The 15497-nt window shown below is 48.2% G+C and carries 16 protein-coding genes and 9 pseudogenes; 18 read left to right on the forward strand and 7 right to left on the reverse strand.

What is annotated here, in order from left to right:
* From D7S44_RS22855 to D7S44_RS22875, 6 genes and pseudogenes are all read left to right on the forward strand, one after another.
* Window positions 1-99 (forward strand): IS1 family transposase (locus tag D7S44_RS22855; RefSeq protein WP_000641146.1); only part of this gene is annotated, 99 nt, incomplete at its 5' end.
* Window positions 100-337: 238 nt separating this feature from the next.
* Window positions 338-664: a hypothetical protein gene (locus tag D7S44_RS22860; RefSeq protein ID WP_120458481.1), complete on the forward strand. Its 327-nt coding sequence runs from the start codon at window positions 338-340 to the stop codon at window positions 662-664.
* 333 nt (window positions 665-997) lie between these two features.
* Window positions 998-1713, forward strand: a pseudogene (locus D7S44_RS22865) (YoaK family protein).
* A gap of 788 nt (window positions 1714-2501) precedes the next feature.
* Window positions 2502-2846: pseudogene (locus tag D7S44_RS22870) on the forward strand (HNH endonuclease).
* A gap of 244 nt (window positions 2847-3090) precedes the next feature.
* Entirely contained in the window at window positions 3091-3252 is a 162-nt protein-coding gene (locus D7S44_RS23735) for a hypothetical protein (protein WP_167456988.1), read from the forward strand.
* A 35-nt stretch (window positions 3253-3287) separates the two neighbouring features.
* Window positions 3288-3476, forward strand: coding sequence for a hypothetical protein (locus D7S44_RS22875; RefSeq protein ID WP_033755865.1), 189 nt, complete (start codon window positions 3288-3290; stop codon window positions 3474-3476).
* Here D7S44_RS22875 and D7S44_RS22880 read toward each other — a convergent pair.
* Entirely contained in the window at window positions 3471-3716 is a 246-nt protein-coding gene (locus D7S44_RS22880; RefSeq protein WP_120458482.1) for a hypothetical protein, read from the reverse strand. The genes D7S44_RS22875 and D7S44_RS22880 overlap by 6 nt on opposite strands.
* 43 nt (window positions 3717-3759) lie before the next feature.
* Here D7S44_RS22880 and D7S44_RS22885 point away from each other — a divergent pair, with 43 nt between their 5' ends.
* The 3 genes and pseudogenes from D7S44_RS22885 to D7S44_RS22895 all read left to right on the forward strand — a co-directional run.
* Window positions 3760-4194 carry a terminase small subunit-like protein gene (locus tag D7S44_RS22885; protein WP_033755869.1) on the forward strand — a complete coding sequence of 145 codons (435 nt, stop codon included), beginning with the start codon at window positions 3760-3762 and terminating at the stop codon, window positions 4192-4194.
* Window positions 4191-4354: pseudogene (locus D7S44_RS23945) on the forward strand (PBSX family phage terminase large subunit); the annotation flags it as partial. The gene D7S44_RS22885 and the pseudogene D7S44_RS23945, both read left to right, overlap by 4 nt.
* Window positions 4351-5109, forward strand: a pseudogene (locus tag D7S44_RS22895) (conjugal transfer protein TraG N-terminal domain-containing protein); the annotation flags it as partial. The pseudogenes D7S44_RS23945 and D7S44_RS22895, both read left to right, overlap by 4 nt.
* 31 nt (window positions 5110-5140) lie before the next feature.
* Here D7S44_RS22895 and D7S44_RS22900 read toward each other — a convergent pair.
* Complete coding sequence (locus D7S44_RS22900; protein WP_075203150.1) at window positions 5141-5539, reverse strand: hypothetical protein; 399 nt, start codon at window positions 5537-5539, stop codon at window positions 5141-5143.
* 1060 nt (window positions 5540-6599) lie between these two features.
* Window positions 6600-6953: pseudogene (locus D7S44_RS22910) on the reverse strand (dihydrodipicolinate synthase family protein); the annotation flags it as partial.
* Window positions 6954-7166: 213 nt separating this feature from the next.
* Between D7S44_RS22910 and D7S44_RS23605 the strand changes: the two are divergent.
* The 6 genes and pseudogenes from D7S44_RS23605 to D7S44_RS22930 form a co-directional block, all read left to right on the forward strand.
* Window positions 7167-7337, forward strand: coding sequence for a hypothetical protein (locus tag D7S44_RS23605; protein WP_158591315.1), 171 nt, complete (start codon window positions 7167-7169; stop codon window positions 7335-7337).
* A 54-nt stretch (window positions 7338-7391) separates the two neighbouring features.
* Window positions 7392-7535, forward strand: a pseudogene (locus D7S44_RS22915) (VOC family protein); the annotation flags it as partial.
* Between the two features lie 305 nt (window positions 7536-7840).
* Window positions 7841-8179 (forward strand): helix-turn-helix transcriptional regulator, encoded by a 339-nt coding sequence (locus D7S44_RS22920; protein WP_120458484.1) that lies wholly within the window; start codon window positions 7841-7843, stop codon window positions 8177-8179.
* Between the two features lie 104 nt (window positions 8180-8283).
* Window positions 8284-10329 (forward strand): FUSC family protein, encoded by a 2046-nt coding sequence (locus D7S44_RS22925; protein WP_120458485.1) that lies wholly within the window; start codon window positions 8284-8286, stop codon window positions 10327-10329.
* A gap of 173 nt (window positions 10330-10502) precedes the next feature.
* Window positions 10503-10664 (forward strand): annotated as a pseudogene (locus tag D7S44_RS24180) (IS1 family transposase); the annotation flags it as partial.
* 76 nt (window positions 10665-10740) lie between these two features.
* A pseudogene (locus tag D7S44_RS22930) lies at window positions 10741-11300 on the forward strand (IS1 family transposase); the annotation flags it as partial.
* Window positions 11301-11311: 11 nt separating this feature from the next.
* Here D7S44_RS22930 and D7S44_RS22935 read toward each other — a convergent pair.
* The 4 genes and pseudogenes from D7S44_RS22935 to frmR all read right to left on the reverse strand — a co-directional run.
* Window positions 11312-11458, reverse strand: a pseudogene (locus D7S44_RS22935) (alpha/beta hydrolase-fold protein); the annotation flags it as partial.
* 65 nt (window positions 11459-11523) lie between these two features.
* The gene (locus D7S44_RS22940) at window positions 11524-11922 is read right to left on the reverse strand and encodes a VOC family protein (protein WP_120458486.1); all 399 of its coding nucleotides are present in this window, start codon (window positions 11920-11922) and stop codon (window positions 11524-11526) included.
* A 41-nt stretch (window positions 11923-11963) separates the two neighbouring features.
* Window positions 11964-13073 (reverse strand): S-(hydroxymethyl)glutathione dehydrogenase, encoded by a 1110-nt coding sequence (gene frmA, locus D7S44_RS22945; protein ID WP_000842086.1) that lies wholly within the window; start codon window positions 13071-13073, stop codon window positions 11964-11966.
* Between the two features lie 30 nt (window positions 13074-13103).
* Complete coding sequence (frmR, locus tag D7S44_RS22950) at window positions 13104-13379, reverse strand: formaldehyde-responsive transcriptional repressor FrmR (RefSeq protein WP_001141270.1); 276 nt, start codon at window positions 13377-13379, stop codon at window positions 13104-13106.
* Between the two features lie 434 nt (window positions 13380-13813).
* Here frmR and D7S44_RS22955 point away from each other — a divergent pair, with 434 nt between their 5' ends.
* The 3 genes from D7S44_RS22955 to D7S44_RS24230 all read left to right on the forward strand — a co-directional run.
* Entirely contained in the window at window positions 13814-14689 is an 876-nt protein-coding gene (locus D7S44_RS22955) for an MBL fold metallo-hydrolase (protein ID WP_120458487.1), read from the forward strand.
* A gap of 13 nt (window positions 14690-14702) precedes the next feature.
* Window positions 14703-15410: a DMT family transporter gene (locus tag D7S44_RS22960; RefSeq protein ID WP_240629542.1), complete on the forward strand. Its 708-nt coding sequence runs from the start codon at window positions 14703-14705 to the stop codon at window positions 15408-15410.
* A 17-nt stretch (window positions 15411-15427) separates the two neighbouring features.
* Window positions 15428-15497 (forward strand): hypothetical protein (locus D7S44_RS24230; RefSeq protein WP_240629544.1); only part of this gene is annotated, 70 nt, incomplete at its 3' end.

Genomic DNA, 15497 nt, shown 5'->3' on the forward strand with positions numbered 1-15497 from the left:
CTGGCAAGGCTGGGACGGAAGTCGCTGTCGTTCTCAAAATCGGTGGAGCTGCATGATAAAGTCATCGGGCATTATCTGAACATAAAACACTATCAATAAGTTGGGACCATTACCCAAACTGGGTCCAGCGGGAAATGACAGTGATGCGCATCTTCTGTCGGATGTGGAAAACGCAGAGTGTACCAGAACGCTTCGGCTTAACATTTATCGCGGGCAGGCATGGTACAAAGCGACAAATTAATTGCGCTAGATATTGTAAAATTTGCGTTAAAAACTGGTCTGATGAGATTGCATAGTTTAGGGTTCAGGTATGGACTAGCCGATAGTAGAGGTCGTTTTGCTTAGAGTCGATTTTAATACTGAATTTTATGCTTTTCAGATACGGCAGCTGGCTGCCAGGTATCAATGTGGGGAAGGCCTCAAAGACATAGAAAAACTGGTAGACAGCGTTATTATATCTATGGAAGAAAAACTTAAACGCGATTATGTCAATCGTTTTCACTTAGAAATTTGGTCACAACTCTTTGAAAACCTCAATGCCTATATAAATAAGTTTTCTGACCCTGCCTGGATGATGGTTATTGCCTATGCCAAGCGGCAAGTGATGCGTAAAAAAGGTGCAGCAAAAGCTAAGTTTAAATATGACCAACTAAAACATTATTAAACTATAAGGTTTGAATGGTATTTAGGCTTGAAAAGGCTTTACGGTTTGAAACTTATTAGATGAGAGGTGTGTTATTGAAATGTTGAATAGATATTTGTTTTTTTATTTAAATAAAAAAGATAGTATGGCATGCCTGCTGCCTTGAAAGTTCCATGAATACAACTTTTTGAAATTCCTTTTGAACAAGCGCATAGCAATGGCTTAACCAAGCATTGCAAAGAATTCATAGTGCGCCTTATGGTAAAAATCATTCCTATAGGCGATTTAATAGCTTGTTTCTCGTAACTGAAAAGTAGATCATGTATTGACGTTCAGACAAAAACAGTAGGATCTATGCTGATAAGCACTGAAAATTCTCGCAGCACTACAGCGGATACCCAACTCGCATGTACTCTTGCTGCGGTGGCTGGTGCACTTAATACGGCGGCGTTTGAAATTGTAGGTTTCTTTTCTGCCAATATGACAGGAAATATTTCGTCACTTTCGGATTATCTGGCTAAGGCAAACCTTCATCCTGCAGTTTTTTTGTGTCTATTGTATTCATTTTCATTGCTGGCTCCTCATTCTCAACAGTCATTATAAATGCAGGGCGCAGGAGAAATATAAGTGTGATCTACGCATTTAATATATTGGTTGAAGGGGTAGGTCTTGTATTCTTGGGTATTGTAGAAACATGGTTGACATCGTTGTCGCCCGGCGCAACATTAATACTATGTTTGAGTTTTTTAATGGGTATGCAAAATGCTGTTGTGACAAGAATTTCAAATGCACGAGTAAGAACGACCCATGTTTCAGGTACATCTACCGATATCGGTATTGAACTGGCAATGCTATTTGACGTACTGAGGCGGAAAGGATCTCCCAAAGATGCGCCTGTCTATATTGAGCGTCTGAAACTTCATTCCTTAACGCTCCTGTCTTTCCTGTTAGGCGGAGTAGCTGGTATATGGCTTTATCATCTTTTAAGTTATTCATTTATAATTCTGATTGGTCTTATGCTCATTATTCTGGCATTGCATACCATTACCCGGAAGTACAAATGTCTATAAGATAGGAAGTAGTTTCCCTTGTTGGTCTTTTTAGCAAGCTGGCGGGTTACGCCATGGATATGACCCATCTCTATAACTACTAAATCTGGCGAGACCCATGAAGTGTTGATGAACCGTCCACAACCAAGGGTGGTGAATGCCACCATTGACATTGTTCAGGAAGATGGCGCATAGGTTTACCATGCGCCAGATGACATGCTTAAGATGGTGTATGTGCCGGAATTAACCGATCAAGATGCGTAGCGACCATCACAGGGGGCATTTACGAGTGCGCCCGAGGATGAAAAAGACGGGCCATCCATGGACCAATGTCGTGGGAGGAGTTCGTTTGTTATGAGCGCAAAAAAATGTAGCCAACGGCAGAAACTCTCAAGCGTCAGCGATTAATTTCTAAATCGTCTTAAGTAAGATGGCTGTTAGCTAAGAAAACATTATTGATAGGCAGAAGGCATTAAAGCAATTGGTGAAATATTAGCACCGTTTTTTTATTTAGTTCTAGATTTGATCCGAACAAAAATTAAAACGAGACAAATTATGCCAAAGTTTTATTACATTGAGCAACTAAACGAGCATAAAACAAAGATTCATGTTCATTCCGAAGAGTGCGTTTCGCTTCCCTTGAGAGGACGCCGACAATTCTTAGGGACGTTTTATCATGAGCGGGACGCAGTAAAAGTATCCCGAATGTGGCAACCTGGTGCTAACCCATGTCCTCAGTGCTTTGATAACCCCAAAAAGTATAAAAGAGTAATCTAACCGCCTCCGGGCGGTTTTTTATTGGAGCCGGTATGCCATCAGCAATTCCTCGCGCATGCCGAAAGCTCGGATACGGTGAGACGACGACTGACCGTTCAGCCTATTGCGATGACCATCGCAACGAAGGATGGCACATCAGCGAGGCCAGAACAGGCATCAGCGCGGCTACGGAAGCAAGTAGGATGTAATACGCGCGCATTTTAAAGCGTGATCGCCACATCTGCCAGGAGTGCCAGAGGAACGGGAAGCCGATCCCGGCATCAATGGTTGACCACATCACCCCGAAAGCACATAGCGGTACGGATGAAGACAATAATCTCCAGGCGCTGTGCTGGCCATGCCATAAACGGGAAACCGCAACGGAGAGATTGAAGTAGTGTAGGGTTCAACCCACTACAGCAAAGTATCGCTGTATCTGGCATGGATAGTAACCTCTTCCTGAAAGAAGGCGAGGGTGCTTACGTGATGAATGAAAACGGCAAGGCTATCTCTTATTATGAACATCGTCAGTATCAAAAGGGATGATTTTTTACGCTTAACTCACATAACTGGTAAAGGATGGTCGCCTTAATTTTTCTCTATCTACAATTAAGTTGTCCCGTGGAAAAGGTGGAGGCAGATATGTCAGAACGTCCTGATCCAGATTATGTAGAGCCATTACCTGATGATGCTGAAAGCCCAGCTTATCAGGATGATGAAGAGGAAGATGATGAGTATGAGGGCAATATTAAAAACCCATTCAATGATGATAAAGACTTCCCTAATCCTGCCAAAGACATCTGATAACCGCCTCCGGGCGGTTATTTATTGGAGCCAGTATGTCAGACACCTATCGCATCACCGTGACCACCAAATCTGGCGAAACGCATGTTGGCCTGATGAACCGGTCACAGCCTGAAGTCGTAAACGGCTTCATCGGTATAGCTCAGGAAGATGGCGCGTGGGTATATCTGGCACCTGACGACGTGCTGAAGATAGAGTATGTGCCAGAGCCGAGCAATTTATGAAGAGGCGTATAGCGCTAAACCCTGAAGTACAAAACTGATGGACAGGCACATCATGCCTAATCGCTGCATTCTGACGATGTGTTTATTATCTTTGGCTATCTGCGCGACAATTTCTTCATAGTTATCCGGAGCAAACATGCCTCCGGGGTAAGGCTTGAGCACATGCCCGTTCAAAAACATCAGTAACGAACCGGCCAGACCAAAGATGATTGCAATTGCGTTGATTGTTGTCGGGATCATATGTTTGCCTCACGCATGAAAGTCTAATTTTAAGGTTAATTTTATGGCGACCAAATCAAAATCTGGCCGCCCTTCTGATTACCTACCAGAGGTGGCTGCTGACATCTGTTCACTGCTTGCCGATGGTGAAAGCCTGCGCAAAGTTTGTGAGCTCCCCGGCATGCCCGGCAAGGCGACCGTCTTCCGCTGGCTGGCTCAACACGAAGAATTTCGAGACCAATATGCGAAAGCTACCGAGACCCGCGCCGACGCCATTTTCGAGGAGATTTTCGACATAGCCGACAGCGTTGCAGAAGAGGCCACCGCGGTAGGTAAGGCCCGCCTGCGCATCGATACTCGCAAATGGGCGCTGGCTCGGATGAAACCGAAAAAGTACGGCGACAAAGTCAGCCAGGAAATCGATCACAAATCATCTGATGGCAGCATGGCAACCAAGCCGACAACTATTCAGCTTCTCCCGGTTGAGCCAAAAGCATGAGTGAATCAGTTCAACTGCCGATTCCCGCAAAGCTCGCTCAACTATTCACCGCTATCAACAAACGCTACCGCTGTTCACACGGTGGCCGCGGCAGCGCCAAGACTCGCACCTTTGCCTTATGACAGCAGTAAAGGCATATCAGGCGATGATGAACGGCGATATCCGACCTGCAGTGAGTGGTGGAGTAAAGCAGATACGGGGTTGCAGGCACGAGTCGTCGATCAGGTCGACCCGGGATTATGGACGAGTTTATCTGCTGCAGTGTCCATTATCGGCGGTAATAATGCTGACTATAAGGAGGCTATTATCCGCCGGCTGGTCAGTCCGGAGAGTCTGACTGTATCGCAAGGAGGTCATGTGTACGCCGGCTACGGAGGAAATGCAGATTTCACGCTTGATAACTCGGTCGCCCGGGTTGCCGCAATTGGCGGCGCCGCATTAGGCAGCCTGGCAGCGTTTCCGGCATTTGATGCCATGCGTCAGGCGTTACCTATGGTTAAGGCCGTTCTGCTGATGGCTATAGTGGTAATTTTGCCGCTTATCCTGGCGTTTTCCGCCTACGAAATTAAAACGGTTATTAAGCTCACGTTTGTCTTGTTCGCGCTGAACTTCCTGACGTTCTGGTGGGAACTGGCGCGCTGGCTGGACAGCTGGCTGTTGACCGCGCTTTACAGCTCTTATACGCACAGCAGCTTTAACATGGCTGGCTTCCAGAACAGTTCGGATGATCTGATCATGAATTTTGTCATGGCGACAATGTTCCTTGTGCTTCCGGCAGTATGGATGGGGGCACTCACTTGGGCTGGAGTACGTATAGGCGGGACTCTAGATGGGGCATTTAAAAGCGGAACGTCCCAAGTCCAACAAGCAGGAAGTAGTGCTGTAGAAACCGCGAAGAAAGCAGCGAGGCTGTGATTCTGTATGTTAGTAGGGGAATATTCCCCTACTAAACATCCTCCTCATCGCGATCAACTCTTGCCGAGGTGACAGTAATGTTTTGTGGCACGCTATACATACCACAACCATCATTACCATCTCGATAGTGATGACCACTTTGTTCTTCTGTTACATCACGATCCAAAACACTGGTGACTGCCAGGTTACTGAGCATATAAAGGAAAATTGCTCCAAGAAGCAAAAAGGTTCCAATGAAAAATCCACACAGTAATGCGACAGCTAGAATTGCAAAACTAGTGACTGGAACCGGCAATCGCCCTACGAACGCGGGTAATCCATGCCTTATGGCCCAGGCTACACAAGTACTATTAGCTACCTTCGCGCTTTTGGATATTTTGAGCCAAAATCCAGCTGCACGAGCTCCTCTTTTGAAAGCTGAATTTTCCATAAATTATCCTTTTACATTATATGCATGAGTAGCTTTTTGAGACGAGCGCATCGATTAACTGGCCATGCTGCTAGCAAATAAAAGCGAGTTTGAAGGTAATAAAATAAATACGCTGACCTTAAATCACATTTGGCTATGCAGGTCATAATAAAATTTTCCCGAATGGTCGGGCGGGGTGGGTGCAGAACAGCACTATAGAAAGAAGATGTAACGCGCTACCCAGCATAACAGATGATATCACTGGGCATAAAAGACAGTGTTATTCGTAGAAAGGGTAGATAGGTGGAAGATAGCTCTGAATCTAAAATAGCTGTTGTTGGCAGCATATTAGTTACATCATTCATAAACACTTCCATTTAACCCCATCCGAGCCGGACCTGAACCCCCGTGCCCCTCTCCGGCAAGACCCCGGCGCCGTACCTGAAACCCGGTTGCCCCCACTGACCAGCCCCGGCCGCCCGACCCGGAGGGTCGGTATCTTTGTGGCTTATAGATGAGTGCTGTAACTAATAGGTTGGGTGTTGCTGTGGGTAGTGCCGCGGATTCTTTCTTTCGTCTGCGACCGTCTGGCTTCTGTGCGCCTGAAAGGCCGCTGCTTAAACGGCGTCTGACAGGGCGTGGTGGGTTATGCGCGATATGCGTGTATGGGGGCGGCTGCGCCGCGCTACCGGCGCCGTTCGGCTGCAGAGTGATATGTGACTCCAGCTGGCGCCTTCATGCCGCTATGCGGCATATAAATAGCCGGCTGCGCATTGCTCGCCAGCCTTAAATAACCGGGCTTTAACGTCCTGTCCCAGAAGCGGACACTGTCTGACATGTACAACTAAATTCTCAGCCAGAAACAAACCATTTTTATATCAGCATCCTTTATTGACTGCAGTGAAAAGCTGTCTTAACTCAGTCCGACCTGTCCCGTTCGTTGCTTTCCGAAGGGCGAAAGAGTCCAGGGTCTGTCCTGTCATTGCGATACTGATAAAAACAGCAAATACAATGATAATGCCCGCCAGTGGCCAGCTGCTGTCTGTCAGCATCAGCCTGTCGGCGGCGGCCGTCATGTTCCTTATTTCAGTGCAAGGTTGCGGATAACGGCGGCGACGTCTGCAATATCACTGGCAGAAAGCGGACGAAGAGGCCGGGGCAGGCAGTCTGTGTCCGTCAGCCTGAGGGTGCCGTCTGCGGCGGCCATTACGCGGATGCTGCCACTGTGTTTACGGAACAGGCTCCAGAGCGACTGCAGGCGATTGCTGAGTTGTATGACCCGCTCGTGTTCTGCCCGAGCCGCCGCGTCGGTGATTTCTTTTGCCGCGTGCGGAAACAGGCCGCCGCAGACGGTGTACCATACTTCGCAGCCGGCGTTGAGTCCTGTTACGGCGCTGGCATCGCCGCTGATTCCGACCGTCACCCCTTCAGACAGAGTCGACTTCAGCTGATGCACGCCCGCCCGCACTTCCCCGGCGACTGGGTCAGTCATATAGGATATGACAGCGCAACAGCAGCCCTCTACCGGGACAGGCGCAACGTTCTGCTCGCCGCGCTTCATGCGCGTGACGTGGAGGTTACACGGGAATACGACGGAATTAACGTATGGCTTCCGCTGTGCAGGGAACCCGCCGCGCTCCTCAGCCTGATGGAAGCACGCGGCTGGCTCATCCGCGCGGGCACAGGCTTTTATCTTTCTGAGCTGCAGCACGCTATCCGCCTGACGCCCGGCTCACTCAGCGATAAGCAGTCAGAGGCGCTGGCACAGGACCTGGCGGACGCGCTTCATGCATCAGGCAACGCGGTCAGCCTGTCCTGAAAGGCCGGCAGTCGATCCGGACATATTTTCTCGCAGCAGTAGGGGTAACACATGCTTGATGCTTTCCATAGTGCCGGCCTTGCTCATGATGGCACCGATGAAGGAAAACCTGGTCCTAGAGACCATTTACCCGGGGCCTATGCTGCCTACCTGCAAGATCCTGCGGGCAACAAAATTACCACCTATACCTTTATTTGAAACCTGGACTGTTCACTTCTCCTGAATACAATAATGTCAGAAGAAGTGGTTAGAAGCAGTAGAGGTGAGCAAATTCAGGGGTGGATCGCATGACATCCTGTAGAGATCTGATACATTCTGAAATGTTACAGAGGAGTAAAGTTCTTTTAGTCATATAACGTAGTGGATAGTTACTATCTCATAAACTTAACCAAATTGCAGGAACACTGCGACCTCAGATGTTACCGGTAACAAATAGTTCCGACACCCGATCGCTCGCATTTCCTCATGATGGATTCGTATGCACATCATCCTGAGATTTTGATATGAATATATTGCATCAACAAGTAGTAAAAGAGCTTATCGTGTGGATCGAAGGCCATGTCACCTGTCACATTAGTGTTGATGACATAGCCAAAATTTCTGGTTACTCAAAATGGCACCTGCAGCGTATTTTCAGAGAGGAAACTGGCATGTCAATCGCTGAATTTGTCAGAAAATGGAAAATACAGCGAGCTGCAAATATTCTGCGCACTGGTGATGAGTCCATTCTCAGTGTTGCCCTGAACTTTGGATTTGAAAACCAGCAGTCTTTTACTCGTGTCTTTTCTGCCTGCTACGGCATCCCTCCCGCACGCTGGCGCTCTCTGCATCGCAAACCCTGAGAAACTGTAATCAGTCCTGAAAAATATGCTCACAGACAGGCGCAACTTTATCGTGCGTCTGTGTTATCCGATCCCTTTGTCATACTGGAATGCTTGTCCAACAAATGAAGCTTTTTACCAGAGGCGCGGTTTTATTCTCAGTCAAGACATCTCTTGCTGCTTTTACAGCATTAACTATTGCTTTATTGCTTAACTTTGAGAGGCCTGCATGGGCACTGACGACCGTTTTCGTCTGCTCACAGCTATACGCAGCATCCACTGTTTCAAAGTCAGTCTTTCGCCTGGCAGGAACGCTACTTGGCGGCATATTTATCTGGCTGCTTTACCCTGAAACCGTCCAGTCACCCGTCCTGTTTAGTCTGTGTGTATCCTTATGGGTTGCTGTCTGTTTGTATCTTTCTCTCAGCGACAGAACCCCCAGAAGTTACATTTTCATGCTGGCAGGATACAGCGCTGCGGTTATAGGGTTCCCAGAGGTCAGCACTCCATACGCCATTACCAACACCGTTATTTCACGTATAGAAGAAATTACCCTTGGTATAATATGCAGCACACTTGTGCATCGGCTAATTATGCCTGTTCCTATGCATGATTTAATGAACAAGAGCATTATTGCCTGGTATAAAACCTCCCAAAATCTCTGTAGTGATCTTTTAAGGAATGTACATGAAAAGCAAATGCCTGAGCGAAATGAGATAAAGGTCAGAATGGCAAATTATCCATTGAGTGTGGAAGGGATGCTTACACACTGTATCTATGATGGAGAAGCCGCCAGAAATGTTATCAGGCTTGTCAGCATCCAGTATAAACACCTGACATATTTACTTCCTACCTTAACGGCTCTTGAGGCCCGTCTCAGTCTTCTTTCAGAACTACAGGTTTCATTTCCAGACAGCGTTAAGCATGCGATTGAAAGCTTTCTTCTATGGCTTAATTTTGATATGGCTCGCGACGGTATTAATGCAAAACTACATATTGAGGAAGCGCAGGCGAAGTTACAGCAAAACTGGCGAGAAGGAAAAGCAGGCACGGAAGAGACACTACTCTTTACCGGTGTTTTAGAGAGGCTTGCCAATTTTATACGCATTGGCGAAGCCTATCTTAATGTCAGTGACCGCGTGGCGGATTTAAGCATTCATGGTGAGATGACAGCTTACAAAAGCTCTCGGCATACACGACACAGAGACAGAGGCTTACAGGTGCTGTCAGCAGTGACTGCTTTTGTGGCTACATTTACTTCCTGTTTATTCTGGATAGGGAGTGGCTGGCACGATGGTGCTAATGCACCATTGATGGCTGCTATTATCAGCTCTTTTTTTGCAAATACTGATTCACCTGTGACACCGATGAAGCTTTTCATTAAAGGCATCATCCTGGCCTTATTAGTCAGCCTTTTTTACATTGCCCTCTTTATTCCTCATGCCGTTACACTGGAAGCACTAATTATCTGTTTATGGCCTGGCCTTTTCTTACTGGGGCTTTTGCTGGCAAGACAATCAACCAATCTAATTGGCCTTAGTATTGTCATACAACTGCCTGGATTTATTGGCCTGAGCCATTATTATCAGCCTGATATGATTTCAACTATTAATGCAGCAATAGCTTCTCTGATAGGTATCATGATAGCTGTCGTTCTTTCTGCACTTATCCGCAACAAACGTCCTTCCTGGACTGCACGGCGTGCGGTAGTCGCAGGAATCAAAGATCTCCTGATTTTTGTAAAAGCAGTAGAACGAAACTCTTCATCTTTACTGACACGCCAGCAGTTTATTGCGCGCATGATCGACAGAGTAAATTTTATATTGCCTCGTAAACAACAGGATCCTGAAATAAAATTAGTCGCTGGGGGAGACCTCATTTCTGAAACCTGGATAGGCGCAAACTGCTTTGACTTTTATGAGCGTCATCATATCGAACTTCGGCGTAACGAAATTGATTGTGGACAAATGTTTCACGAGCTGACGATTTTTCTAAAGCGTAAAATGAAATTGTTACAAACCTGTCCTCATCAGGCTTTGCTGGATGAAATTGATTCAATTTTGTTCAAGCTTGAAAAAATTGCTGCCACCGACAATACTGTCTTTACGCCGCTACTTAGTTTATTTAATATTCGCGTCTTATTATATCCAAAGGTTCGCTGGCCAGCATAATCTCAGGCCAGCGGGTTGGAAAAAAAGAGGTCATAGCCGTTCATAATGTGACCTCTGTTATGCGAAAATCTTTACAAAAGTAAACATCTGGAATTCCCTGGGATTTATAACAATATGAGGTAATGCTGCCAACTTACTGATTTAGTGTATGATGGTGATTTTAAGGTGCTTGCGTGGCTTCCATTTCCATCAGATGTCCTTCCTGCTCCGCTACTGAAGGCGTGGTGCGTAACGGCAAAAGCACTGCCGGACATCAGCGCTATCTCTGCTCTCATTGCCGTAAAACATGGCAACTACAGTTCACTTACACCGCCTCTCAGCCCGGTACGCACCAGANAAAGCACTGCCGGACATCAGCGCTATCTCTGCTCTCATTGCCGTAAAACATGGCAACTACAGTTCACTTACACCGCCTCTCAGCCCGGTACGCACCAGACAATCATTGATATGGCCATGAATGGCGTCGGATGTCGCGCCAGTGCACGCATTATGGGCATTGGCCTCAACACGGTTTTACGTCACTTAAAAAACTCAGGCCGCAGTCGGTAACCTCGCGCATACAACCGGGCAGTGATGTGATTGTCTGCGCTGAAATGGACGAACAGTGGGGCTACGTCGGTGCTAAGTCACGTCAGCGCTGGCTGTTTTACGCGTATGACAGGATACGGGGGACGGTTGTGGCGCACGTCTTCGGTGAACGCACTCTGGCCACACTGGAGCGTCTTCTGAGCCAGCTGTCGGCCTTTGAGGTCGTGGTATGGATGACGGGTGGCTGGCCGCTGTACGAATCACGCCTGAAGGGAAAGCTGCACATTATCAGCAAGCGTTACACTCAGCGCATTGAGCGACATAACCTGAATCTGAGACAACATCTGGCAAGGCCGGGACGGAAGTCACTGTCGTTCTCAAAATCGGTGGAGCTGCATGACAAGGTCATCGGGCATTATCTGAATATAAAACACTATCAGTAAGTTGGAGTCATTACCCAGTACAGCACCGGCAGTTTTTCTGTTGCTGCTTTGGGAGGAAGATAAACACCAAAATTCATCTCACAATTGAGTGTTTGTGAATCATGGCGGTATACGTTTTGCCAGCCGCCAGCGCTGGCATGCTGCTCGATGAGTTCTATCAGCCTCTGTCTCATGGTTATTTCCCCTGACAGGGAGTCAGGGGAGGTCTATTCATAGCCGGACGTCAGATGAACGTATAAGCCGTGATTTTGTTACCCGCAGGGTCTCGCAGGTAGGCTGCATAGGCTCCAGGGAGATGGCTGCGCGGGCCAGGCTGACCTTCATCTTTCCCTCCGGCGGCAAGGCCGGCGGCGTGGAAAGCATCAACTTCTTCCGGACTTGCGGCTGCAAAGCCGACAGTTACGCCGTTGGCCGATGGCGCTTCACCGTTGCCAGGACGTGCAATAATAAAGGCTGGCTTTTCGCGACCATAAAGTACCCAGCCATTGCCAAACGGGCCGAGGTTATTGATGCCAAGCGTACCGAGGACAGCATCGTAAAAAGCAGCGGATTTTTCAACATCGGATGCACCGATTAAGACGTGGGAAAAAACGTCATTACCAGAAATTACAGGTGTTGCCATGATCCATTTCCTTCAGTTGGTTTGACTCAGTTGAGACGCTATCAGTAACGGATTACCGTACGGATTGATTTGCCTTCATGCATAAGATCGAAGGCCTCATTGATTTCATCCAGCGTCATCGTGTGGGTAACAAATGGCTCCAGTTCAATTTCACCCTTCATGGCATCTTCTACCATGGCCGGAAGCTGCGTACGGCCTTTCACTCCGCCGAAAGCAGAACCTTTCCATACGCGCCCGGTAACGAGCTGGAATGGACGGGTGGATATCTCCTGCCCGGCGCCGGCCACGCCGATGACAATGGACTGGCCCCAGCCACGGTGAGCACTTTCCAGCGCCGCACGCATAACGTTGACGTTACCGATACATTCAAAAGTGTGGTCAATGCCCCATTTGTTGATTTCAAGCAGCACATCTTTAATCGGTTTATCATGGTCGTTCGGGTTGATGCAGTCGGTTGCACCGAACTGACGGGCAAGTTCGAATTTGGCCGGGTTGGTGTCGATAGCGATGATGCGTCCTGCTTTTGCCTGACGAGCCCCCTGAACGGCAGCCAGACCGATTGCGCCAAGACCAAAAATAGCGACAGAATCTCCAGGCTGTACTTTCGCTGTGTTGTGAACAGCGCCAATCCCGGTAGTCACGCCACAGCCCAGCAGGCAGACATGTTCATGGTTTGCCTCCGGGTTAATTTTTGCCAGAGAAACCTCGGCCACTACCGTGTACTCACTGAAGGTGGAGCATCCCATGTAGTGGTAAAGAGGCTGGCCGTTGTAAGAAAAGCGGGTGGTTCCGTCAGGCATCAGTCCTTTTCCCTGAGTTTCGCGAACCGATACACAGAGGTTCGTTTTCCCGGACTGACAGAATTCACACTCCCCGCATTCGGCGGTGTAAAGCGGAATCACATGGTCTCCCGGCTTCACGCTGGTCACGCCTTCACCGACCTCCACGACGACACCGGCCCCTTCGTGGCCGAGAACCACCGGGAAAACGCCCTCAGGATCGTTCCCGGAGAGGGTAAAGGCATCTGTGTGGCAGACACCGGTGTGGGTATTTTTAATCAGCACCTCGCCTTTTTTAGGTGGTGCAACATCAATTTCAACAATCTCCAGGGGCTTCCCTGGTGCAAATGCAACGGCAGCACGTGATTTCATATGTAAATTATCCTCAATGTGATGGCTTAGCTATTTAAGATAGGCGCGAACCAGTTCAATCGTATCGTCAACGGATTTACTGATTTCATGGCTGTAGCTGTCATTCTGGTCAAAGGTTTCCCGTATGTGGCTCTCGAGCACTTCTGCCATAAGACCGTTAGCTGCTCCGCGAACGGCAGCTATCTGCTGAAGAATGGAACGGCATTCAGCACCATTTTCCAGCGCTCTTTCCAGAGCATCAATCTGACCCCGAATGCGGCGAACACGGGTAAGGACCTTTTTTTTCTCTTCAGGAGTACTGGGCATTATTTACCTCACCATTTTTGATTTTATATACTATAGTGAAGTATATATTTAACGTCAATGGTATACTACACTACAGTATAGCGAAGGATAAATACAATTATTTATATTTACTATATAAATCATATGCTTATATGGTTTCTGGCTGTGATGCGGTCGGAAGGAAAGTTACTACAAAAATGATATCTACCGATACGGAATTTGAGGCATAGGCGATTCTGTTAAATTTCGGCAGATATTGGCTCATCATTGATGGTCAAAAAATGAGCCTAATGTACAATAATTTTCGATATCTCAACTGACCCCTAATAGCGCTCAGTGCTTTGGCATTCCACTTTGAGCGTTTCACGTACCATGTTGAGCAGTTTCTTTCATCAGTCACGGTACGATTATCCCGGTAATCTCCCTGTAATCACATCATCGAAACGGAGTAACACATGACTTCACAACTTAACTGGCAGGCACCGGCCATAAATCGCAAAAAAGTGGGCGACATGACTGTGACCATGCTTAGTGATGGTTACCTGGACGTATCCTTCGAGCTGCTGTCTGGCATTGATGGCTCTCGTGCTGAGGCGCTACTTCAGAAGCGCGGCGCTCCGGCATTGCCTCGTATCAATATCAATGTTTATGTTATCCAGACACCTAATCGTACCATTCTGGTAGACAGTGGCGCAGGCGGTATTAATGGCTGGGGAGGTCGTCTTCAGGTTGCCCTGGCAGCAGCAGGCATTGACCCGCTTGCGATTGATACCATCCTGCTGACTCATGCTCACCCGGACCACATTGGTGGCCTTGCCGGTCCTCTGCAGACGCCGGTGTTTCGTAATGTTCAGCAGCTTTATGTTCATGAGAAAGAGCTCGAATTCTGGCGCGACGAAACTATTTCAGCTGGCGCACCTGATGCTTTTAAACCTTTCTTTGAAGTAGCCAAAAACGCTTTTAACGCTTACGGTGACAAGCTGATGCCGTTCCGTGAGGAAGCTATCCTGCCGGGCATTCAGACTGTAGAACTGTTTGGACACACGCCGGGCCACAGCGGATACCTGCTGGGCGATGAAAAAGAGTCTCTGCTCATCTGGGGCGATATTGTACATTTCCCGCACGTCCAGATTGCTCAGCCTGAGGTTACTATCGCATTCGACAGTGATCCTGTTGCCGCCGCTGCTGTTCGCGGCAAACTGCTTGACCGTGCGGCGAGTGATAATCTGGCCGTGAGTGGTATGCATTTTAACCTGCCGACGACCGGTAAGGTTGTACGTGACGGCAGTAGCTATGCGCTGAACTACGACCTCTGGTCACCCGCAGTCTGACCCTCCGCCTTCCTTGTACGGCAGTGCCACCGGGAAGGGCTCCTTTCCCGGACATCTTCTGTTAACTCATGAATATGACATCCTCACAAAAGAACTGGCTTATTGCCATAACTGGCTGTTTGTCTTTCTCTGGAGCACGGGCTTTGTTGCAGCTAAATTCACCGTTCAGTTCAGCGGGCCCTTTCACCTGCTGTTCTTACGCGGGGCGTTTTCCTGCCTGATATTCCTGTTACTTGCACTGGCATTCAGGTCGCGCTTCCCTTCCCGGGCAGATATTGTGCGCAATCTGATTGTAGGTCTCTTTCTGCAGAGTTTTTTCCCCGGAGGGTGTTTTTACGCGATTCACAGGGGTATGCCGGCAGGGATTGTGGCTCTTATCACGGGTCTTCAGCCGGTGCTGACGGCCAAACTGGTATCAGTGCTGCAACGTAAGCACCTCCGACCGCGTAAATGGTTCGGAATTGCGGTCGGCTTTGCCGGGGTATATCTGGTTCTCTCACCGGGTCAGCACAGCTTTTCATTAGATCCAGCGGCTTTTGGATCAGTAATTATCGGTGTGCTGGGTGTGACCATTGGTGCGCTTTATCAGCGTCGCGCACAAGGTGAAGGCCATATCTTCGCTAACACGTTTTTACAGTACGTCACGCTGACCGTCTATATGGGCTTTATAGGCCTGCTGTTTGAATCAACATCTACACAATGGAGTGGTTTTGTTGAATAAATCGAACTTTTGCTGAGCTGAAGGATCGGATCACGCATCTTCCCGACAACGCAGACCGCTCCGTGGCAAAGCAAAAGTTCAAAATCA

Origin of the sequence: Pantoea piersonii (assembly GCF_003612015.1) — a bacterium.
Taxonomy (GTDB): Bacteria; Pseudomonadota; Gammaproteobacteria; order Enterobacterales; family Enterobacteriaceae; genus Pantoea; species Pantoea piersonii.